This is a genomic window from Kribbella sp. NPDC004138, from assembly GCF_053603655.1.
This window is the reverse complement of sequence record NZ_JBSGFZ010000018.1, coordinates 162,480-181,996: the sequence shown is the minus strand read 5'-3', so window position 1 is coordinate 181,996 and position 19,517 is coordinate 162,480. Positions and strand designations below refer to the sequence as shown.

The window sequence follows — 19,517 nt, the reverse complement described above, 5'->3', positions numbered from 1 at the left end:
GCTAGTCTATTCGAGCCATGTCGATCAACAAGCCGGTGCCCGATTACGAGCTCGCGGACACGCTCGAGCTGACCACCGCGGAGCAGGTGCGGGCGATCAGTGATCCGCTCCGGACGACGATCCTCGGACTGCTGCACGAGCGCGCGGCGACCGTGACGGAGCTGGCCACCGCGGTCGGGCGGCCGAAGAGCACGGTCGCGCACCACGTGAAGGTGCTGACCGACGCCGGCGTCCTGCGGGTGGTCAGAACCCGGCGAGTGCGGGCGATCGAGGAGCGCTTCTACGGGCGCGCGGCGCGGATGTTCTTCGTCGGGCTCGGCCGGCAGGGCAAGGACGGGCAGCTGCCGCACGACTTCAACGACTTCGAGGTCGCGGCCGAGGAGTCCAAGCCGGCCTACGACGCCGGGCAGATGCGCTCGTTCATCCGGCACGCCCGGATCCCCGACGAGCGGGCCGCGGAGTTCTGGCAGCAGGTGGACGCGTTGATCCACCGCTTCGACCAGCTCCCCCGCGGCGGCGGCACGACGTACGGGTTCACGGTCGGTCTGTACCCGATCGTCGACTACCCGACGCTGCCGCCGGCCGAGGACGAGGCCTGAGTCTCGGCCGCCGCGTACCGCTCGAGGACATCGGTCAGCCGCGCCAGCACGTCGCGGACGACGGCGTACTCGTGCTCACCGAACTCCTCCGCGAACAGGTCCTCGAGATCGGCCAGATAGCTGAAGCCGTCACCCGCCACCTCCATCCCGTGCTCGGAGTAGCTGACTACCTTCGCCCGGCCGTCGTTCGGGTCGGGGAGCATCTCGAGGAGATCGAGGGCGACCATGTCGCGGATCACCTCACCCATCGACTGCCGGGTGATCCCGGCCCGCGCGGCCATGTCCGCCGCCCGCCCGGGCCCGGTGTGCAACGTCGCGAACACCGAGTTGTGCGTCATCTTGACCTCGGTGTGCCCGCGGGCGTGGGCCTGCCGCACCAGGTCGGTCTGGAGCGCGCGATTGGCGCGCTCGACCAGCGCGATCAGCGGTTTGTGGGCGGGCCGCCGCAGCTGAGGCCTTGACATGTCGTAAGGATACCTTCCAATATTTCGACAGGAATCCTTACGGTATCAGGGAGGGCCGATGGAGGCCAGGGAGCTTCACCCGGAGGTGGCCGGTCTGTTCGCGCGGGGGCGCCGGCGGTCGGTGCGGGTCGCGATCGAGCAGGAGTACGTCGTGGCCGCGCCGGACGGCGGTGTGGTGCCGATCGAGGAGGTACGGCGGGCCGTGGCGGGGTCGGCCGCCGCGCCGTACGTCAGCTTCGAGCCCGGCGGGCAACTCGAGCTCAGCCTGCCGCCGTCGCGCGAACCGGTGCACGACCTGCGCGTGCTGACCGCCGATCTCGAACGCCGGCTCGGCGGGATCACTGTGCAGGCGATCCCAGTCGACCCGCGGCCGGATGTGCCGCTGCAGCTGACGTCGCCGCGCTACCTGGCGATGCAGCGGCACTTCGACCGCATCGGACCGGCCGGCCGGCGGATGATGCGCCGCACCGCGTCCACGCAGATCTGCCTGGACTGGTGGCCGGGGCAGGCCGGGATCGAGCAATGGCGGGTGCTCAACCTGGCCGGGCCGTTCCTCGCCGCGCGCTTCAACTGCAGCGACCGGCTGGCCACCTGGCTGGAGGTCGATCCGGCGCGGACCGCCTTCGACGACAGGTTGCTGCACGGCGATCCGGTCGCGTCGTACACGGCTTTCGCGGCGGGCGCCACGGTCTTCGTCGACGGACCGGCCGGGCATCTGAGCACGCTGTTCCCGCCAGTCCGGCCGCGCGGGACGTACCTCGAGGTGCGCTTCCTCGATGCTCTGCCGCCCGAGGACGTCGAGCGGGCGATCGCAGTGCTGCAGGACTTCATGTACGACGACGTACGCCGCCGCGACGTGCTGCGCCGTCTGCCGGCCGGGCTGTGGAGCGCGGCAGCGGCCGGCGAACTGGATCAGGAGGTGGCGGCATGACCGGCGTGCTGTTCGTGACCGACCCGATGGCCGGGCTGCACAGTGACATCGACGCCGGCATCGGGCTGATGAGCGCGACCCAGGACCTGGGGCTCGACGTCTGGTGCTGCGGCCCGGAGGAGCTCGCGGTCGTCGAGGGCCGGGTCTGCGCCCGGGCGCGACGGATCCGGCTGCGTCCGCGGCTGGCCGGTGGCGATCATCGGTGGATCGTGGAGGCCACCTGGTTCGACGAGCTCGGCGCCGCGGTCGTCGACGTCGCGTCGTTCGAGGTGGTGCATCTCCGGATCGATCCGCCCGTCGACGCGCGATACCTGCACACGACGTACCTGCTGGACCTCGTCGAACGCGCCGGGACGCGGGTGGTCAACCGGCCGGCGGGGATCCGGGCGATGCACGAGAAGCTCGTCGCGCTGCAGTTCCCCGAGCTGTGCCCGCCGACCTACGTCGGCGCCGATCCGCGCGCACTGCGGTCGTTCGTGAGCGGCGTCGGTACGGCGGTCGTGAAGCCGGTGGACGGGTTCGCGGGGATCGGCGTCTGGCTGGTGCGCGACGACCGGGGCGCCGCCGCGTTGCTGGAGTCGGCGACCGACGGCGGCCGCCGGCACGTGATCGCCCAGCAGTACCTGCCAACCGTTGCGGAGGGCAACAAGCGGCTGTTCCTGCTGGACGGCGAGATCGCCGGCGCGGTCCTGCGGCGTCCGGCCGTCGACGACTTCCGGATCGGCCCGCCGGTCGCGCCCGCGGACGTCGACGACCACGATCGGGCGATCGTCGGCGCCCTCGGCCCGGTGCTCCGCGCGCACGGCCTGGTGATCGCCGGTCTCGACGTGATCGACGGCCGCCTGATCGAGGTCAACGTCACCTGTCCCGGCGGCATGCACAAGACCGACGCCCTGCTCGGAACCCGGCTCAGTCACACCATCGTCAGCAGTCTGTTCGAAGGAGCACTCGTATGAGCACGACCACTGTTGTCTGCATCGCCCTGCTCGGCATCCTGTTGTTCCTGCTCGGCGCCAACGTCACCCGCAACCGCGCGCTCCGCGGCGGCGGTAACCAGCAGCCGACCGATCCGGCCGACCCGCTGCTGATCGCGGTCCGCGCGCACGGCAACGCGGCCGAGTACATCCCGACCATGATCGTGCTGTTGCTGGTCTGTTCGGCGTTGTCCGACAGCCGGCTGATCGACGTCCTCGCGGTCGCGGCCGTCGTCGTCCGGTTCACGCACGCGCTGGGCATGCTGCGCTCGGCCTCGCTCGCGTCCCACGGCCCGCTCCGCGACATCGGTGCCTTGGGCACCTATCTGGTCGGGGTCGCGCTCGGCGTCACCGCGATCGTGACGATCTGACCGAGGTCGGCGTGGCGCCGGTCAGCTGACGGAACACGCGCGCGAAGTGCTGGCTGGAGCTGAAGCCGAGGCTCAGCGCGAGCGCGGTGATGGTGACGTCACTGGATTCGAGGAGCTGGCGGGCGCGGTCGATACGGCGCTCGTTGAGATAGCGGTGCGGTGGCTGGCCGAGCTCGCCGGTGAACAGCTCGGCCAGGTACGCCGGGGCCAGCCCGGCACGGTCCGCCAGCTCCTTGAGTGTCCAGCGCTCGTGGAACTCCTGGTCCAGCAGGCGTTTCACCGTTCGTACGGCGGGGTGCATCGCGAGCTGCGGTCCAGCGGTCGGCGCCAGGGACCGCGAGACCGCGAGGACCAGATGATCGACGGCCAGCGTGAGTCCGGTCTCGGCGTACTCGTAGCGTGTGGTGAGCTCCCGGACCAGTTGCGCGAACGCGTAGGCGACGTCGCCGGCTTCGCGATGGACAACGGCTTGCGGCCGCTCGAGGCGTGGGTGACGTTCCGCAACGACGTCCAGATCCACCGCCGCGAAGTAGAAGTGGTGGTTCCCGGACCGGCCCGCTAGGTGATGCGTGACCTGGGGCGGTACGGCGAACAGGTGTCCCGGCCGCAGCGCGTAGCTCTCGCCGCCCGCAACCCAGTGCGTGGCGCCGTGCTGCTGAAGGTAGATCTCCCAGACGGGATGCTCGTGAGGCTCGATCAGGAACCGCTCGGGCACCCATTGCTCGCCCGCGTGCAGCAGACCGCTACCAGGCGCGAATCCGTCGGCGTGGAAGCCCGCGCGCAGCCCACTGGGTCGGTACAGAGACACCTGAGGATTGTGTCCAGTTGCCTGAACATCGGCAACGCCGCAGGTCCGGTCGGTTTCTAGGTTGATCGTCATGGATGCTGACGACATTGCCTTCTACCGCGAGCACGGGTACTGGATCTCGCCGGTGATCGTGCCTTCCGACGTACTGGACGCAGCCGAGCGCGGGATGGAGCGGTTCTACGCCGGCGACCACGATCACGCGCTGCCCGACGTACCGGCGACGCGGGGGTGGCAGCCCGTGGACGGCGACGTACTGCGGAAGAACGACTACTCGTCCCTGCGCGTGGACGAACTGGCCGCGCTGGTCCACCATCCGGCGATCGCGGCGACAGCGGCCGCACTGTCCGGCGCGGATGGGATCCGGCTGTGGCACGACCAGTTGCTGTACAAGCCGCCGGGCGGATCGGCGGCGCGAGTCGGGTGGCACACCGACCGGCAGTACTGGCAGTCGTGCACGTCGGACGAGATGCTCACCGCGTGGGTCGGGTTCCACGACATCGACGAGGCGAACGGCGCAGTGGCGTTCCTGCCCGGCAGCCATCGGTGGTCCGTGACCGGGCTGGACTTCTTCTCGCAGGACGCGGCCGGGCTCGAGGCCTCGATCCTCGCGCAGGGGTACGACCCGACGCCCGTCGTACCGCGGATGCGTCGCGGGCAGGTCAGCTTTCACCACTGCCGGACTGTGCACGGCAGCTCCGGCAACCTGAGCGAGGCGCCGCGCCGCTCGCTGGCCATCCACCTGCAGCCGGCCGACAACCGCTGGCGGGCGGGCGCGAGCCACCCGAACGACACGCTCGTCCGCCACGACCCCGACCCGGACTACACCGACCCGGCGATCCAGCCGCTGCTCTGGCCTCGCGATTGATAACCGGACCACGGTCCGTTAGTGTCGGCGGTATGGAGACCACCGCGGGACTGGCCCGCATCAACGAACTCGGCCGCCGGGATCACTTCCTGGCCGTCGCGATCACCCAGCGGCGCTCCGGCGAGCCGGCCGCCTCGGTGGTGAACGCCGGGGTCCTCGACCATCCGCTGACCGGCGAGCCGGTCGTCGCGTTCGTCGCGCGCGGGCGGACCGCGAAGCTCGCACACCTGCGGCGGACGCCGAGGGCGACGCTGGTGTTCCGCGCGGAGTGGGAGTGGATCGGCGTGCAGGGAGCGGTCGAGCTGGCCGGCCCGGACGATCCGCTGGAGGGTATCGACGCGGAGCGGTTGCGGGTGCTGCTGCGGGACATCTACCACGCCGCGGGCGGCGTGCACCCGGATCTGGACGCGTACGACCGGGAGATGGTGGCGGACCGGCGTACGGCGGTGCTGATCAAGCCGGAACACTTCACCAGCAATCCGACCGGCGCCGACCACGAGGAGGACGAGTGAACGTCACCGCCGGGACGATCCAGGTGTGGTCGGATCTGCTGTGCCCGTTCGCGCACGTGGCGATCCACAGGCTCCGGACGACCCGGGCCGAGCTCGGGATGGACGCGGCGGTGCGGCTGGACCACCACACGTTCGCGCTCGAACTGTTCAACGGTCCGCACTCCCGGCCCGGGACGGACAGCGAGGCGGTCGGGCTCGGGCAGCTCGCTCCCGAGATCGGGTTCCGGCTGTGGACGCAGCCCGACTGGACGTACCCGTCGACGGTGCTGCTCGCCGCCGAGGCCGTCCATGCCGCCAAAGCCCAAGGCCTGCAGGCCTCCGAGGACCTCGACGCCGCCGTCCGCCGGGCCTTCTGGTTCGACTCGCGGCCGATCGGTCACCGCCGGACGATTCTCGACATCGCGGCCGAAGTCGAGTCCGTCGACGCCGGCGAACTGGCCGCGGCGCTCGACAGCGGTCGGTCCCGGTCGGCAGTGATGGACGACCACGCCGTCGCGGTCACCGACGCCGTCCAGGGCAGTCCGCACCTCTTCCTTCCGGACGGCACCGATGTCCACAACCCCGGGATCGAGGTCCACTGGGAAGGTCCGTGGGCTTCCGGCTACCCGATCGCCAAGGTCACCGATCCTGCGTGGCCGGAGAAGTTGCTGCGGGCCGCGGCCGGGTAGTCAGTCCGGCGCGGTCCGGGCCGCCCAAGCCAGGTGTTCCCAGACGTCGCAGGCCTCGTGCGCGAACCGGCCGGGCTCGTCGGCCGGTGAGCTCGGGGCGTGCGTGACGATGCGCTCGTCGACCCGGCCGCCGCGCGCGCGGAGCTGCTCCGCGAGCGCGTGCGCGTGGTACGACGCCTGACCGGGGATGATCGTGTCGGCGCCGGACCACACGAGCCGTACGACGGTGCGCGCCAGCTCCTCGGCGTACGCGATCGGGCTCCGGCGTGTGTAGTCGTCGGGCTGCTCGGACGGGGCTCCGCCGACCTCCTCGCGAATCGTGGCGTCGGCATCGAGCAGCGCCGCACTCGCGCGACCGTCCCTGATGTCGTCGTGCCAACGCGCGAGATCGACGATCGGGTTGACGGCCCAGACCGACGTGACGTCGTCGGCATGCTGAGCGGCCAGCACCAGGGCTTCCTGCCCACCCATTGACAGCCCGCCAACGGCGACGCCGCCCGTGCCGTGGAACGCTCCGAGCTCCCGGGCGACGGCCCAGGTCGCGTCCAGATGGTCCTGCCAGGCCAGCGAGATTCCGGCGAGCATCCGTCCACGGCTCCGCGGCGCGACGACGATCTGCCCGGTGGCCGCAGCCGGTTCCAGGGCGCCGTCGAGGGGCCTGATGAGCAGCTCACCGGCGGGTTCGCCGTACAGCACCGCCTCGGGCGTGAAGCCGAAGGGATGGAACAGCACCGTCACACCGAGGACCGGGCCGTCGGGCACGGCCACCAGATACTCGCGCTCGACGCCGGAGGGATCGCGCCGAGCGAGGCGGTGCACGCCGGCGCCCTGGATCAGCGAGCCGGCTGCCTCCATCGTTTCCTCCTGCGGCTTCGGCTGTTGTCGCCGTCCGTAGCGTAGATCAGCTGCCGGCGGTGGCTCCGGTCGTATCGGATCGTGAATTCCGGCGTGCGAGCCCGGTACGGCGGGAGCCCCGCGACGACCTGATCGAGCCTCAGCCGATGACGCGGGCGTAGAAGGCGCGGGCGTCCGGCGTGCGGCCCGTGCCGAGAACCCGTAGAGCTTCCGCCAGGTCCGGGTACTCGCGCTCGAGCAGGTGGGCGGCACCCTCCAGCTCGGACGCCGAGGCCACTGCCCGGAGCACCTCCTGGATCGCGGTCACCGGGTCCCCGGCCGGCTGCGTCCTGACCGGCTGAACCTCGGACGTCACCATGCTGAGGGTGGAACGCTCGGCGGCCCGGACGTCGTCGAGGCGGCGCGACCGCTCATCCGGCGGGAGCGTGTCCCAAGCGGGCTCGTCGACCATAGCCTCGAGGTGCAGCAGCCGGGACAGCACCGCCGGGCTGCTGATCTTCGAGCGCTGGCCGGACATCAGCTGCGACAACATCGGCGCCGAGAGTCCCAGGACGCCGGCGAGCTGCGCCTGCGACAGACTCAGCCGCGCCAGCAGTCGCCCGAACCGGTCACCGAGCGGCTCGCCGTACCACTCGATCTGCCGCTCGACGTTGCGGGTGACGGCGTCGCTCACAGGCCCTCCGTGGCTTTGCGGTTGCAAATCGCAAATGCAAACGATATGGTCATCATCGTTCCGATCTGCAAACACTGGAGTAGCCCATGATACGCCGTGCCGCCGCACTTCTGGTCGTGACCGGCCTTGCCACCGTGTTCCCATCTGCAAATGCCTCCGCAGCGGACACGTACTCGCCGGTGATGGTCGTCCTGGACTCGTCCGGGTCGATGAAGGCCAAGGACGCCGGCGGCACGGGCACCCGGATGGACGCCGCCAAGCGCGCGGTCGCCAGCATGGTCGACGGGCTGCCGGCGGAGGCTCAGGTGGGGCTGACCGTCTACGGCACGGGCACCGGCTCGGCAGGGTCCGAGAAGGCGGCGGGCTGCCGCGACGTCCAGGTCGTCCAGCCGGTCGGGACAGTGAACAAGCCGGCGCTGAAGGCCGCGGTGTCCCGCGCGCAGGCTCGCGGCTACACGCCGATCGGCCGATCGCTGCGAACGGCCGCCGCTGCGCTGCCGAAGGAAGGCCAGCGGTCGATCGTGCTCGTCTCCGACGGCGAGGACACCTGCGCCCCGCCGCAGCCCTGTGAGGTCGCCAAGGAGCTGCACCAGCAGGGCATCGACCTGCATGTCCACACCATCGGCTTCCGGGTCGGGGCCGCCGCCCGCGCGCAGCTCGCCTGCATCGCCCAGACCACCGGCGGCACGTACCACGACGCCGACGACGCGGCCACGCTCACCGGCGTACTCGGCCGGGTCACCGAGCGGGCGCTGCGGCACTACGAGCCGGTCGGCAAACCGATCACGGGGACCAACGACCCGACAACCGCCCCGCTGGCGGCTCCGGGCCAGTACGTCGACACGCTGGACTCGCAGGAGGAGCGCTTCTACGCCGTCGACCTGAAGGAGGGCGAGACGCTGTACTTCGCCGCCACCGCGATCTTCCCGCGCGGCAACGTCCGCGACGTCGAAGCCCTGGACATCCGCATCACCGGGCCGGGCGGTGCCGACTGCAACAAGCGCGAGCGGCAGCTCAACACCCGGGCCAAGACGGACGGCGGCAGTCTCAGCACGGTCCTGCGCTGGGACGAACTGGCTGACGGCGACAACTCCCGCACGTGTGACGAGCCCGGTCGCTACGTCCTCCGGGTCACCCGCGACAACAAGGGCACCGACCGGGTGCCGGTCGAGCTGCTGGTCAGGGTCGAGCCGCCGACCGTCGGCGGCAAGGGCGAGCCGGCCGCCGCCACGCGGGTCGAATTCGCCAACGAGCCTGCGGGCGCCGGGCAGCCGGTGCGTGGCGGCGGGTCCTTCAACGAGGCGAGCACTTTGCCCGGGCCGGGCCGGTACGGCGAGACGGTGTACTACGGCGAGCAGCTGTTCTACCGGGTCAAGCTGGACTGGGGGCAGGGTCTTGCGTACCGGGTCACGTACGGCGGCGTGCCGGACGGGCAGACCGTCAACGTGGCGACCACGCTGTTCAACCCCGTGCGAGACGAGATCGACAGCGACACCACGGCGTACACCGGCAACACGATGACGCTGCCGACCAACGGCAAACCGATCGCCACAACCCGCGTGATGTACCTGAACCGCGAGGGCAGCGACGCCGACATCCGGAAGATGGCCGTCGACGGCTGGTACTACCTCGTCGTCAAGCTCGGCGCCTCCGACGCCGGGGCGGGCGGCGTACCGGTCAAGATCGACGTCGCAGTCGCCGGTACCAAGGTGAGCGGGCCGGAGTACGGCACGTCCGGCACGCCGGAGCCGACGGCGAGCGAGACCCCGGTGACCTCGCCATCGTCGACCAGGTCGCCAGAGAGCGGCTCGGGTAATGCGAGCGGGCCGATCGACGGTCGGTCCTCCGACGACAGCTCCAACTCCACCCTGCCATGGGTCATCGGCGGCGCCGCCGTCCTGCTCGCGGCGGCCGGGGTCGCGACAGCCCTCATCCTGCGCGGCCGACGCCCACAGCAGCCCACTTGGCCCAACTAAGCTCCACCCAGCCTGCACTGGGGCAGCGGGCTGGCTAACTGACCTTCACCCAGCGGTACGACGAGCCTTGCTGACGGCACTCCACTCGGGTGCCGTCAGCAGCCGTTTCCACCGACCCCGCCAGCTGCCACCCGCACGGCTGCCCGGCCCGAATCCCAGGATCTGCCGACCGACTCGCCGGCCCCGCCGGAGTCACACCAACTGTCGTCGCAGTCTCGGACGCCCCACCCGGCCCCGGGCTGGTCTCAGCCGGCTTGATGTCCCGCCGCCCCCCGAACGGATCAAACACCGCCAGCGCAACACCCCCACCTCCAAGGACGACCACCGCGGCCACCACCGCAATCACCCCAGCACGCCGTCCCGCCCCCACCGACACACCGCCGACCGCCCCCGCAGGCATCCCGCCCTGCCCGTTGGCGCGTGCACCCTCCGCCGCCCCACCGTTCCGCAACTCACGGACCACCCCACCGCTCCCCGCCCCGCCACCCGACAGGTCGCCCGCGGCCGGGCCGCCCTCCGCCAGGTTGCCCACGTCGGGGTCGTGGAGGGTGGGTTTGGGGTGGGGGGTGTCGGCGGGGAGTGGTGGGAGGTGGTCGAAGACCTCGATGAGTTCGCCGTCGGCTGTTTGGGCCGGGAGTTCGAGAGGCTCGACGAGGAGGGGTGCGAGAGATTCCAGGGCTGCGGCTGCGGAGTGCGGCCGGTCGGTGGGGTCGGGTTGGGTGAGGTGGGTGACCAGGTCCCAGATCGGGTCGACCGCATCGAGAGGCCGGGCCGGGAGGGTGCCGCGTTCGGGGGGTTCGGATCCGGTGAGGAGTTGCCAGGCGGTCACGCCCGCGGCGTACAGGTCCTGGCTCGGCGCGGGCGTGGCCCCGGCGAGCGCCTCGGGAGCCAGGTAGCCGGAGGTGCCGACGACTGTTCCGTGGATGGTCAGGCGCGGCTCGCCGAGGGCGATCGCGATGCCGAAGTCGGTCAGCCGGAGCACCGGCCGCGCGGTGCCGGTCGCCTCGAGCAGGAGGTTCGCGGGCTTGACGTCGCGATGCAGGACGCCCGCTGTGTGGATCGTGTCGAGCGCGCCGAGCACCTGCCGGAGCAGCTCGGCGGCGTACCGCGGCGGCAGCGGCCCGAAGTCCGCCACCAGGGTGCCCACCGAGCCGCCGCCGACCAGGTCCATCGCGAGCAGCGCCATGTCGTCGTCGGCCGCCCAGCCGTACGGCGACAGCACGTTCGGGTGATCGAGCCGCCGCCCCTGTTCACGGACGAAACGCAGCAAGGCACCGGCGTCGCGCTGCCGCAGTACCTTCGCGGCACACAGCCGCTCCTGCCGCCGGTCCCAGGCCCGCCACACCGTCCCGGCCCCACCGACCCCGATCGGGTCGAGAAGCTCGAACCGCCCGGCGAACACATCCGCCACCCCGTGAACCTCCCACGCCTCGCCGCTCGACGCACACCGTAGTACGCCGACGGCTGACGCGACTGCTCAGGCGAAGTCGCGGGTGAAGTCCGCCGTGTTCCACTGCTGCGGCCGCATCACGTACACGAGGTCGGTCTCCGGCCCGCCGGCCGCCTCCCACTCCTTGGTGTACGTCGTGCCGAAGTCGTCGCCCAGGTACCGGATCGCGAGCGGCAGGAGATCCTTCGCGGTGTCGGGCTTTCGGATCTCGGTGACCGGCCCCTCCACGGTCACATAGCGGTACGGCGTCGCCTCCGACTGGACGACGAGCACGAACCGCCGGCCGGCCTCGATCGCGACGCCCTTGCGGGACTTCGCGTTCATGATCACGGTCACGCCGATCTCCGGCGAGTAGTCGTACCACACCGGCGCGCTGACCGGCGCACGCTCCGGATCGTCCGACGTGACGGCAAGCACCCCGACACGTACGTCAGTGAGAAAGGCCTCCCGCTCGGCCCGGGTCATACGGTCTGGCATCCGAATACCTTCCTGTTCTAGGTCGTTGACCTAATTGTAGGTCAACGACCTAGACGGCGGTAAGGTGCGTGGCGTGACCAACTCGTTGAGCGACCGTGGCGCGGCGCGGCGGGACGCCGTGGTGGCCGTCGCGCGGGAACTGCTGGTCGACGAAGGTTTCGACCAGTTCGTCCTGCGCCGGGTCGCGGCGAAGGCGGAGATGAAGCTCGGAAACCTGCAGTACTACTTCGCGACCCGCGACGACCTGCTCGAGGCCGTGATCCGCGCCGAGTTCGAGCACGACCTCGCGGCCGTACGACGGGCCACCACGATCGACGGACTGTCCGAATCCGCACGTGCCCTGGTCCGGAACTGGACCACCGGGGCCGGCGCCGTGTTCGGCACGATGTCACTGCTCGCGTACCACCACGCCCGCTTCCGCCGCCTCAACCACGAGATCTACGAGGCCTTCTACCGCGAGCTCGATGTCCTCATCCAGCGCGGCACGCCAGGACTGTCCGGCCATGAGACCCGGATGCGCGCCCGGCTGATCACGTCCGTGCTGGACGGGGTCGCGATGCAGATCCACGCCGGCGCAACCAACCGCACCGAGCTGACCAAGCGCGCCACGATCCTGGTCACCGCCATCGCAACCGAGTGAACCGCCGGTAGTAGCTCGCAACCCCGAGGAACTCCTCGTCCTCCCCGCGCCCGGCCTCGGTCATCCCGAGCGACTGCAGGATCCGCACCGACGCCCGATTCGCGTCCACCGCCTCGGCCCAGATCTCCGCGAGCCCCAACTCGCCGAACCCCCATTCGAGCCCGAGCCGCGCCGCGATCCCGCCCAGCCCGCGCCCCCAACGCTCCGAGGGCCCGATGACATATCCGAGCTCCCGCCGCTCGGGCTCCGCACCCGCGAGATCGACGTACCCGACCACCTCCTCCCCTAGCACGGCCGCGCGCCGCAGCGGATCTGGCTTCGGGTCCTCGATCAACGCACGCCAGTGCGCCTCATGAGCGGCCGCGGGCAGATCCACCGTCCATCCGGCCTGTTCGCAGAACCGCCGATCGAGCCCCCACGAGACGTACTCCGCGATGTCGGCCAGTTCGACCGGCCGTAGAACCATCGGCTCGCGCATGGTCAGCCACGCCGGCCAGGAGCCTGATCCGTTCCGGACGGTTTCTTGTGGCGTCGTTGCTGTGCCGACCGTGGCGGCGTCTGACGCATGTGGTCGCGTGCGCGGCCGAGGATATCGGCGAGGCTCTCGATGTCGGCGCGGGACAGTGGGGCGAACAGCAGGTCCCCGAGCACTGCGACGTGACCGGGGAAGACCCCGGCGAGCACGGAACGTCCGTCCTCGGTGATGGTGACGGTGATGCTGCGCTCGTCGTCGGTGGACGGCGTCCGGGTGACGAGGCCCCGCGTCTCGAGTGTCTGGGCCTGGTAGGTCAGTCCGCTGCGGCTGTAGACGACACCGTCGGCCAGATCGGTCATCCGCCGGCTGCCACCCGGGGAGTCGCCGAGGGTGGCCAGGAGCTGGAACTGCACGTAGCTGAGCCTCCCAGCCTCCTGCAACTGCTGCTCAACGGCGTGCTTCAGCAGGCTGCTCGCCTCGATCAGGGCGAAGTAGGCGCTCAGCTGCGTGGCGTCCAGAGCAGGCGGCGAAGAGGTCATGAGCCGAGCCTACCAGTGCTTCTAACTCGAAGTACTTGCTTCTAATTCGAAGCAGTGCTAGCGTCATTGCCAGTTGCTTCGAATCCGAAGCACATAGGAAGGGAAGCACCATGAAGGCAGTACGGTTCCACGCAACGGGCGACCCAGGGGTTCTGCGCTACGAAGACGCCGACCAGCCGGTCACCGGCGCGGGCGAGGTACGCGTCCAGGTCGCAGGGTCGGCGTACAACCCGGCCGACGGAGGCATCCGCGGCGGATTCCTGCCCATCCCGGTGATACTGCCGCACATCCCGGGCTACGACGTGTCCGGCACCGTCGACGCGCTCGGCGACGGGGTCGACGGTCTCACCGTGGGCGACGCCGTCGTCGGCTTCATCCCGATGCACGCCGACGGCTCGGCCGCGCAGTACGTCGTCGCCCCGGCCGACGCACTGGTGAAGGCTCCCGCGAGCATCCCGCTCGCCGATGCCGCCGGGCTGCCGTCGGTCGGTCTCACCGCCTCACAGGCGCTCTTCGAGGCCGGCGAGCTCGAGGCCGGTCAGCGGGTGCTGATCAACGGCGCCGGGGGTCCGGTGGGCGGGTACGCCGTGCAGCTGGCCAAGCGCGCCGGCGCGCACGTCATCGCCACCGCGAGCCCGCGCAGCACCGAGATCGTCAAGGCGGCCGGCGCGGACGAGATCATCGACCACACGGTCACCTCGGTACTCGGTGCGGTCACCGAGCCCGTCGACGTACTGCTCAACCTGGCCCCGATCACACCCGACGGGTTCGCCGCCCTGGTCGCACGGGTTCGCGACGGCGGCGTGGTCGTCTCCACGACACCGACCGTGCCGACACCCGGCGACGAGAAGCGAAACGTGCGCGCGGCAACGATCTTCGTCCACCCCGACGCGGACGTGCTCTCGCACCTCGTCGCCCTCGTCGACAGTGGCGACCTGCACGTCGAGATCGCCCGCCGCGTGCCGCTGAGTGAGCTGCCCGCGATCCACGAGCAGGCCGAGGCCGGACAGATTCACGGCAAGATCGTGGCCGTCCCCCCGTCGGACGAGGTCGCCGGCTGACAGGCCGACCGGTGCGCTGTTCCGGACGTCGTCCTACCGGCGGATATCGTCGCCTTGGCCGACCGTTCGGCGACCGCTGGGACGCGGCGGTCGCGAGGTCGGCTCAACCTCAGCCGGGTGAACAGGGGGCACGATGACCAGCGTCGAGGTGTTGGTGTCGGGGGCGAGTATCGCAGGGCCGGCGTTGGCGCACTGGTTGCGCCGGCGGGGTGCAGAGGTGACCGTCGTGGAGCAGGCGCCCGGTCTACGGCCGGGCGGGCAGGCCGTGGACGCCCGCGGGGTGGCCAAGGAGGTCATCCGGCGCATGGGGCTGGACGCCGCGGTGCGCGCGGCGTGCACCGACACCGCCGGCGCGTACACGGTGGACGCGGGGGGGAACGTGCTGGAGACCTCCGCGCGGAGGACAACGACGGCGACGGGTACATCTCCGAGATCGAGATCCTCCGCGGCGACTTCTCCCAGGTGCTGTACGACGACACGCGCGACAGCGTCGAGTACATCTTCGGCGACCGGATCGCCGAGCTCAGTCAGGATCCGGACGGAGTCGACGTCACCTTCGCGAGCGGTGTCCGGCGGCGCTTCGCCCTGGTGATCGGCGCCGACGGGCTGCACTCGGCGCTGCGCGGGACGGTCTTCGGGCCTCGCGAACGCTTCGTCCGGCACCTGGGTCTCGTACTGGCGTTCTACACGGTGCCCAACGAATTCGGGCTGGACCGCTGGATGCTCGACTACCAGGAGGCCGGCCGCTCCGCCGGCCTGCGGCCCGTTCCCGACGCCACCCGCGCGATCGCCATGCTCTCGTTCCCGTCGCCCGGCTTCGACGTCGACTACCGCGACATCGAGGCCCAAAAACGGCTGTTGCGCGAGCAGATGACCGGTGTCGGCTGGTTGACCCCCCGCATCCTGTCGCACCTGGACGACACCCCCGACTTCTACCTCGACCAGGTCGCCCAAGTGGTGATGGACCGCTGGTCCGACGGGCGGGTCGGGCTGCTCGGCGATGCGGCGTACTGCGCGTCACCGATGTCCGGCGCGGGCACCGGACTGGCGCTGGTGGGCGCGTACATGCTGGCCGGAGAGCTCGCCACGGCCGGCTGGGACCCGGCGGCCGGGTTCCTCGGGTACGAGCGGCGGATGCGCGCGTACGTCGAGGACAACCAGGAGATCGGCCGGATGCACGTCCAGATGCTCACCAGCGCCGGCCCGGAGGGCGAGCCGAGTCCGGAGCCCGACATGGATGCCATCACCGCGCTGGTGGAACGCGCGGTCGGCGGCCCTGAACTTCCCGACTACGACGCCGTACCGGACGACAGGCTCAGCTGATGCCCTTCAGGAGTTGGCGGGCCATGACGATGCGCTGGACCTGGTTGGTGCCTTCGTAGATCTGGGTGATTTTGGCGTCGCGCATCATGCGTTCGACCGGGTAGTCGTGGGTGTAGCCGTAGCCGCCGAGGAGTTGGACGGCGTCGGTGGTGACGGCCATGGCTACGTCGGAGGCGAAGCACTTGGCGGCGGCGCCGAAGTAGGTGAGGTCGGTGTCGCCGCGTTCGGAGCGGGCGGCGGCGGCGTAGGTGAGCTGCCGGGCGGCCTCGATCTTCATGCCCATGTCCGCGAGCATGAACTGCAGGCCCTGGAACTCCGCGATCGCCTTGCCGAACTGCTTGCGCTCCTTCACGTAGCCGAGCGCGTAGTCGAGCGCACCCTGCGCGATCCCGAGCGCCTGCGCGGCGATCGTCACCCGGGTGTGGTCGAGCGTCGCCATCGCGGTGCTGAAGCCCGTGCCAGGCTCCCCGATCAGCCGCGACGCCGGGATCCGGACGTTGTCGAAGTACACCTCGCGCGTCGGCGAACCTTTGATGCCGAGCTTCTTCTCCGGCGCGCCGAAGGACACACCCTCGTCGGACTTCTCCACGACGAACGCGGAGATGCCACGGGAGCGCGCGGACGGGTCGGTGACCGCGAACACCGTGTAGAAATCGCTGACTCCGGCGTTCGTGATCCACCGCTTCACGCCGTTCACCACGTATTCGTCGCCGTCGAGAACCGCGCGTGTCTTCATCGAGACAGCGTCCGAGCCGGCCTCGGGCTCGGACAGGCAGTACGAGAACATCGAGTCACCGGCCGCGACCGGCGGCAGGTAGCGCTGCTTCACCTCCTCGGAGGCGGACAGCAGCAGCGGCAGCGAGCCGAGCTTGTTGACGGCCGGGATCAGCGAGGTCGAGGCGCACGCCCGGGCGACCTCCTCGATCACGATCACCGTGGCCAGCGCGTCCGCGCCCGCACCGCCGTACTGCTCCGGGATGTGCGGCGCGTGGAAGTCCGACGCCTTCAGCGCGTCGTACGACGCCTTCGGGAACTCGGCCAGCTCGTCCACGTCCCCGGCATGCGGGGCGACCTTGGCGTCGCAGACGTCGCGAACGGCCTCGCGGATCGCCTGGTGCTCCTCGGACAGCGCGTACAGCTCGAATGAGTTACTCACGAGTCACACAGTACGACGAACAACGCGCGCCGGCAGGACGTCGTACCCCGAAAGTGACCAAGTACGCACAGGCCATACATGAGCCGGTCACCGGCCGATAACCACGATGGGTAGAGTCCCCGACATGAGTGAAGCGACGCCCCGTCCGCTCCGGATCGCCGTGATCGGCACCGGCTACCTCGGCTGCAACACGTCCGCCGGGATGGCCGAGTTCGGTTTCGACGTGATCGGGGTCGAGATCGACGAGCACCGCCTGAAGCTGCTGAACGACGGCAAGGCGCCGCTCTACGAACCCGGGCTGGACCCGCTGCTGAAGAAGCACGTGGACTCCGGCCGGCTGCGGTTCACCAGCGACTACCGCGAGATCGCGGACTGGGCCGACGTCCACTTCATCTGCGCCGGCACCCCGCAGCTCGAGGGCAGCGAGGCCGCTGACCTGTCCCAGCTGCACTCAGTCGTCGACATGCTGGCCCCGCTGCTGACCAAGCCGACGCTGGTGGTCGGCCGCTCCACGGTCCCGGTCGGTACGTCGAAGGTCCTCGAGCAGCGCTTCCACAGCGAGTCCCCGGCCGGTTCGGCGGTGGAGGTCGCCTGGCAGCCGGAGTTCCTCCGCGAGGCGCACGGCGTCGACGACACCTTGCACCCGGACCGGCTGGTGTTCGGCGTCCAGTCCGCGGCGGCCGAGGCGCGGCTGCGCGAGGTGTTCGCGACACCGATCGCGGAAGGTTCGCCGGTGGTCGTGTGCAACCTGCCGACCGCGGAGCTGGTCAAGGGCGGCGCGAACGCGTTCCTGGCCACGAAGATCTCGTTCATCAACGCGCTCGCCGAGATGGCCGACGCGACCGGCGCCGACGTCACCCAGCTGGCCGACGCGCTCGGGTACGACAAGCGGATCGGCCGCGGCATGCTGAACGCCGGCCCGGGGTACGGCGGCGGCTGCCTGCCGAAGGACCTGCGCGCGTTCATGCACCGCGCGGGCGAGCTCGGCGTCGAAGAGGTCATCACGCTGCTGCGCGAGGTCGACGACATCAACCACCACCGCCGCGGCCGGATCGTCGACGTCACCCACGACGCCCTCGGCGGCGAATGGATCGGAAAGAACGTCACCGTCCTGGGCGCCGCCTTCAAGGCCGGCACGGACGACGTCCGCGACTCGCCCGCGCTCGACGTGGCCGGCCGGATCCAGCTGCACGGCGCGAATGTCACGGTCTACGACCCGGAGGCGATGGAGAACGCCCGCAAGGTCCGCCCGACGCTGCGCTACGCCCCGACTGCGATCGAGGCGTGCCGCGAGGCCCACGCCGTCCTGCACCTCACCGAGTGGTCCGAGTTCCGCGAGCTCGACCCGGTCGCCCTGAGTCAGGTCGTCAGCACCCCGGTCGTCGTCGACGCCCGCCTCAACCTGGACGCCGCCGCCTGGCGCGCCGCCGGCTGGACCTACCGCGCGCCCGGGAAGCCCTAGGCGACCTTCGCCTCCCGCAGGACCGGGCGGGTCAGGACGACGCATCCGGTGAGCGCCGAGGCGCACGCGATACCGAGGCAGACGCCGGTGATGCCGATGCCGCTCACATCGGCCAGGGTGCCGAGCACCGGGTTCGCGATCATGATCGCGAGGCTCTGGCACAGCACGACGATGGACTGCAGACGGGACTGGAACTCACGCTCCACCGAGTTCATCAGCAACGGCAGCACGTGACCGGTGAACGTCCCGACGCCGATCCCGCTCAGCACACCGGCGGCGAACGTCAGGGGCAGCGGATCGAGGACCGACAGGCCGAGCAGTCCGACCGCCGCCACCAGCAGACCGACCGCGGCGAAGATGCCGGGCCGCGGGAACGCGCCCCGCAGCAGGATGCGCACGGCGATCACGCCCACTCCGAGGCTGCGGCTGGCGACGAGCAGACCGGCGGTCGCGGCATCCCAGCCGTGGTCCCGGGCGAGCAGCGGGAACAGCAGCGCGTCCAGCGGCATCAGCAGACCGGCCGCGACGGTCATCATGATCAGCAGCGCGCGGGTCAGCGGCCGGCCGAAGGCGACCTGGATCCCGGCGCCGATCGAGCGCAGCATGCCGGCCGGCGTCCGGCCGGGAGGCGCGATCGTGTTCCGCAGCACGAGCAGGACCACGATCATGATGCCGAAGGTGATCGCGTCGAAGCCGGCGGCCGCGGACAGACCGGCCCAGTTCACCAGGACGCCGCCCACCGCCGTACCGGTGACTGCGAACACGACTCCCGTCACCTGGAAGCTCGCCAGTGCGCGCGGGACCTGCGGCGGCGGCACGAGCAGTCGCGGCATCGCGCGCGACGAGGGCAGGAAGAACGCGTCGATGACACCGACCACCAGGGCCAGGATGATCAGCAGCCACACCGGCTCGCCCACGGCCCGGGTCGCCGGGACCAGGGCCGAGGTCACCAGGAACATCGCGGTGCAGCTCACCAGCAGCACGCGCGGTGCGCCGTACCGGTCGCCGACCGCGCCGCCGACCAGCAAGAGGATCGCTCTCGGGGCGGCGGCGAGCAGCAGGATGAGCCCGGCGACGCTGCCGCCGTGGCGGGTGGCGGACCAGCCGATGGCGAACGACATCGTCAGATCGCCGAGGAGGGACACGGCAGCGCCGAACAGCCAGATCCAGTAGCGGACCGGAATGCGCTGCGTGTCCGAGTCAGTGGGCGGAGTCACGATCGACGACCTTAGACGACA

The 19,517-nt window shown here is 70.6% G+C and carries 22 protein-coding genes and 1 pseudogene; 13 read left to right on the top strand and 10 right to left on the bottom strand.

Annotation, left to right across the window (positions count from 1 at the left end):
* Positions 1–17 precede the first annotated feature (17 nt).
* Positions 18–599 (top strand): ArsR/SmtB family transcription factor, encoded by a 582-nt coding sequence (locus ACWEOO_RS25380; protein ID WP_359935210.1) that lies wholly within the window; start codon positions 18–20, stop codon positions 597–599.
* Here ACWEOO_RS25380 and ACWEOO_RS25375 read toward each other — a convergent pair.
* Positions 563–1,063, bottom strand: coding sequence for a MarR family winged helix-turn-helix transcriptional regulator (locus ACWEOO_RS25375; protein ID WP_452145123.1), 501 nt, complete (start codon positions 1,061–1,063; stop codon positions 563–565). The two genes, ACWEOO_RS25380 and ACWEOO_RS25375, sit on opposite strands and share 37 nt — an antisense overlap.
* Before the next feature lie 58 nt (positions 1,064–1,121).
* Here ACWEOO_RS25375 and ACWEOO_RS25370 point away from each other — a divergent pair, with 58 nt between their 5' ends.
* The 3 genes from ACWEOO_RS25370 to ACWEOO_RS25360 are packed head-to-tail and all read left to right on the top strand — an operon-like array spanning position 1,122 to position 3,339.
* Positions 1,122–1,994, top strand: a complete 873-nt coding sequence (locus ACWEOO_RS25370) for a glutamate-cysteine ligase family protein (protein WP_452145122.1) — start codon at positions 1,122–1,124, stop codon at positions 1,992–1,994.
* Positions 1,991–2,950, top strand: a complete 960-nt coding sequence (locus ACWEOO_RS25365; RefSeq protein WP_452145121.1) for an ATP-grasp domain-containing protein — start codon at positions 1,991–1,993, stop codon at positions 2,948–2,950. The genes ACWEOO_RS25370 and ACWEOO_RS25365 overlap by 4 nt, the downstream gene beginning before the upstream one ends.
* Entirely contained in the window at positions 2,947–3,339 is a 393-nt protein-coding gene (locus ACWEOO_RS25360) for an MAPEG family protein (RefSeq protein WP_359935202.1), read from the top strand. The genes ACWEOO_RS25365 and ACWEOO_RS25360 overlap by 4 nt, the downstream gene beginning before the upstream one ends.
* Here ACWEOO_RS25360 and ACWEOO_RS25355 read toward each other — a convergent pair.
* Positions 3,317–4,147 (bottom strand): helix-turn-helix domain-containing protein, encoded by an 831-nt coding sequence (locus tag ACWEOO_RS25355; protein ID WP_452145120.1) that lies wholly within the window; start codon positions 4,145–4,147, stop codon positions 3,317–3,319. The genes ACWEOO_RS25360 and ACWEOO_RS25355 overlap by 23 nt on opposite strands.
* Positions 4,148–4,217: 70 nt before the next feature.
* Here ACWEOO_RS25355 and ACWEOO_RS25350 point away from each other — a divergent pair, with 70 nt between their 5' ends.
* From ACWEOO_RS25350 to ACWEOO_RS25340, 3 genes are read left to right on the top strand one after another with little or no spacing between them, the layout of a single operon-like run.
* Entirely contained in the window at positions 4,218–5,012 is a 795-nt protein-coding gene (locus ACWEOO_RS25350; protein ID WP_452145119.1) for a phytanoyl-CoA dioxygenase family protein, read from the top strand.
* Between the two features lie 32 nt (positions 5,013–5,044).
* On the top strand, positions 5,045–5,524 hold the full coding sequence (locus ACWEOO_RS25345) for a hypothetical protein (protein WP_452145118.1): 480 nt from the start codon (positions 5,045–5,047) through the stop codon (positions 5,522–5,524).
* Positions 5,521–6,192: a DsbA family oxidoreductase gene (locus tag ACWEOO_RS25340; RefSeq protein ID WP_452145117.1), complete on the top strand. Its 672-nt coding sequence runs from the start codon at positions 5,521–5,523 to the stop codon at positions 6,190–6,192. The genes ACWEOO_RS25345 and ACWEOO_RS25340 overlap by 4 nt, the downstream gene beginning before the upstream one ends.
* On the opposite strand, the gene ACWEOO_RS25335 is transcribed toward ACWEOO_RS25340, so the two are convergent.
* Both ACWEOO_RS25335 and ACWEOO_RS25330 read right to left on the bottom strand, forming a co-directional pair.
* Positions 6,193–7,047 carry a prolyl oligopeptidase family serine peptidase gene (locus tag ACWEOO_RS25335; RefSeq protein ID WP_452145116.1) on the bottom strand — a complete coding sequence of 285 codons (855 nt, stop codon included), beginning with the start codon at positions 7,045–7,047 and terminating at the stop codon, positions 6,193–6,195. It lies immediately after the preceding gene.
* Between the two features lie 139 nt (positions 7,048–7,186).
* On the bottom strand, positions 7,187–7,720 hold the full coding sequence (locus ACWEOO_RS25330; RefSeq protein WP_452145115.1) for a helix-turn-helix domain-containing protein: 534 nt from the start codon (positions 7,718–7,720) through the stop codon (positions 7,187–7,189).
* Between the two features lie 86 nt (positions 7,721–7,806).
* On the opposite strand from ACWEOO_RS25330, the gene ACWEOO_RS25325 reads away from it, so the two are divergent.
* The gene (locus ACWEOO_RS25325) at positions 7,807–9,696 is read left to right on the top strand and encodes a vWA domain-containing protein (protein ID WP_452145114.1); all 1,890 of its coding nucleotides are present in this window, start codon (positions 7,807–7,809) and stop codon (positions 9,694–9,696) included.
* A 34-nt stretch (positions 9,697–9,730) separates the two neighbouring features.
* On the opposite strand, the gene ACWEOO_RS25320 is transcribed toward ACWEOO_RS25325, so the two are convergent.
* Together ACWEOO_RS25320 and ACWEOO_RS25315 are read right to left on the bottom strand one after the other, a co-directional pair.
* Complete coding sequence (locus ACWEOO_RS25320; protein WP_452145113.1) at positions 9,731–11,107, bottom strand: serine/threonine-protein kinase; 1,377 nt, start codon at positions 11,105–11,107, stop codon at positions 9,731–9,733.
* 66 nt (positions 11,108–11,173) lie between these two features.
* Entirely contained in the window at positions 11,174–11,623 is a 450-nt protein-coding gene (locus ACWEOO_RS25315) for a pyridoxamine 5'-phosphate oxidase family protein (protein WP_452145112.1), read from the bottom strand.
* Between the two features lie 73 nt (positions 11,624–11,696).
* Here ACWEOO_RS25315 and ACWEOO_RS25310 point away from each other — a divergent pair, with 73 nt between their 5' ends.
* On the top strand, positions 11,697–12,263 hold the full coding sequence (locus ACWEOO_RS25310) for a TetR/AcrR family transcriptional regulator (RefSeq protein ID WP_452145111.1): 567 nt from the start codon (positions 11,697–11,699) through the stop codon (positions 12,261–12,263).
* Here the strand turns inward: ACWEOO_RS25310 and ACWEOO_RS25305 are convergent.
* Positions 12,241–12,741: a GNAT family N-acetyltransferase gene (locus ACWEOO_RS25305; RefSeq protein ID WP_452145110.1), complete on the bottom strand. Its 501-nt coding sequence runs from the start codon at positions 12,739–12,741 to the stop codon at positions 12,241–12,243. The two genes, ACWEOO_RS25310 and ACWEOO_RS25305, sit on opposite strands and share 23 nt — an antisense overlap.
* Before the next feature lie 2 nt (positions 12,742–12,743).
* Positions 12,744–13,277, bottom strand: coding sequence for a MarR family winged helix-turn-helix transcriptional regulator (locus ACWEOO_RS25300; RefSeq protein WP_452145109.1), 534 nt, complete (start codon positions 13,275–13,277; stop codon positions 12,744–12,746).
* A gap of 110 nt (positions 13,278–13,387) precedes the next feature.
* Here ACWEOO_RS25300 and ACWEOO_RS25295 point away from each other — a divergent pair, with 110 nt between their 5' ends.
* From ACWEOO_RS25295 to ACWEOO_RS25285, 3 genes and pseudogenes are all read left to right on the top strand, one after another.
* Positions 13,388–14,338 (top strand): NADP-dependent oxidoreductase, encoded by a 951-nt coding sequence (locus ACWEOO_RS25295; protein WP_452145108.1) that lies wholly within the window; start codon positions 13,388–13,390, stop codon positions 14,336–14,338.
* 133 nt (positions 14,339–14,471) lie between these two features.
* Positions 14,472–14,642: pseudogene (locus ACWEOO_RS25290) on the top strand (NAD(P)-binding protein); the annotation flags it as partial.
* A gap of 29 nt (positions 14,643–14,671) precedes the next feature.
* The gene (locus tag ACWEOO_RS25285) at positions 14,672–15,661 is read left to right on the top strand and encodes an FAD-dependent monooxygenase (protein ID WP_452145107.1); all 990 of its coding nucleotides are present in this window, start codon (positions 14,672–14,674) and stop codon (positions 15,659–15,661) included.
* On the opposite strand, the gene ACWEOO_RS25280 is transcribed toward ACWEOO_RS25285, so the two are convergent.
* Positions 15,654–16,817 (bottom strand): acyl-CoA dehydrogenase family protein, encoded by a 1,164-nt coding sequence (locus ACWEOO_RS25280; protein ID WP_452145106.1) that lies wholly within the window; start codon positions 16,815–16,817, stop codon positions 15,654–15,656. The genes ACWEOO_RS25285 and ACWEOO_RS25280 overlap by 8 nt on opposite strands.
* Positions 16,818–16,941: 124 nt before the next feature.
* Here ACWEOO_RS25280 and ACWEOO_RS25275 point away from each other — a divergent pair, with 124 nt between their 5' ends.
* Positions 16,942–18,279 carry a UDP-glucose dehydrogenase family protein gene (locus ACWEOO_RS25275; protein ID WP_452145105.1) on the top strand — a complete coding sequence of 446 codons (1,338 nt, stop codon included), beginning with the start codon at positions 16,942–16,944 and terminating at the stop codon, positions 18,277–18,279.
* On the opposite strand, the gene ACWEOO_RS25270 is transcribed toward ACWEOO_RS25275, so the two are convergent.
* Positions 18,276–19,496: an MFS transporter gene (locus ACWEOO_RS25270; protein ID WP_452145104.1), complete on the bottom strand. Its 1,221-nt coding sequence runs from the start codon at positions 19,494–19,496 to the stop codon at positions 18,276–18,278. The two genes, ACWEOO_RS25275 and ACWEOO_RS25270, sit on opposite strands and share 4 nt — an antisense overlap.
* Between the last annotated feature and the right edge of the window lie 21 nt (positions 19,497–19,517).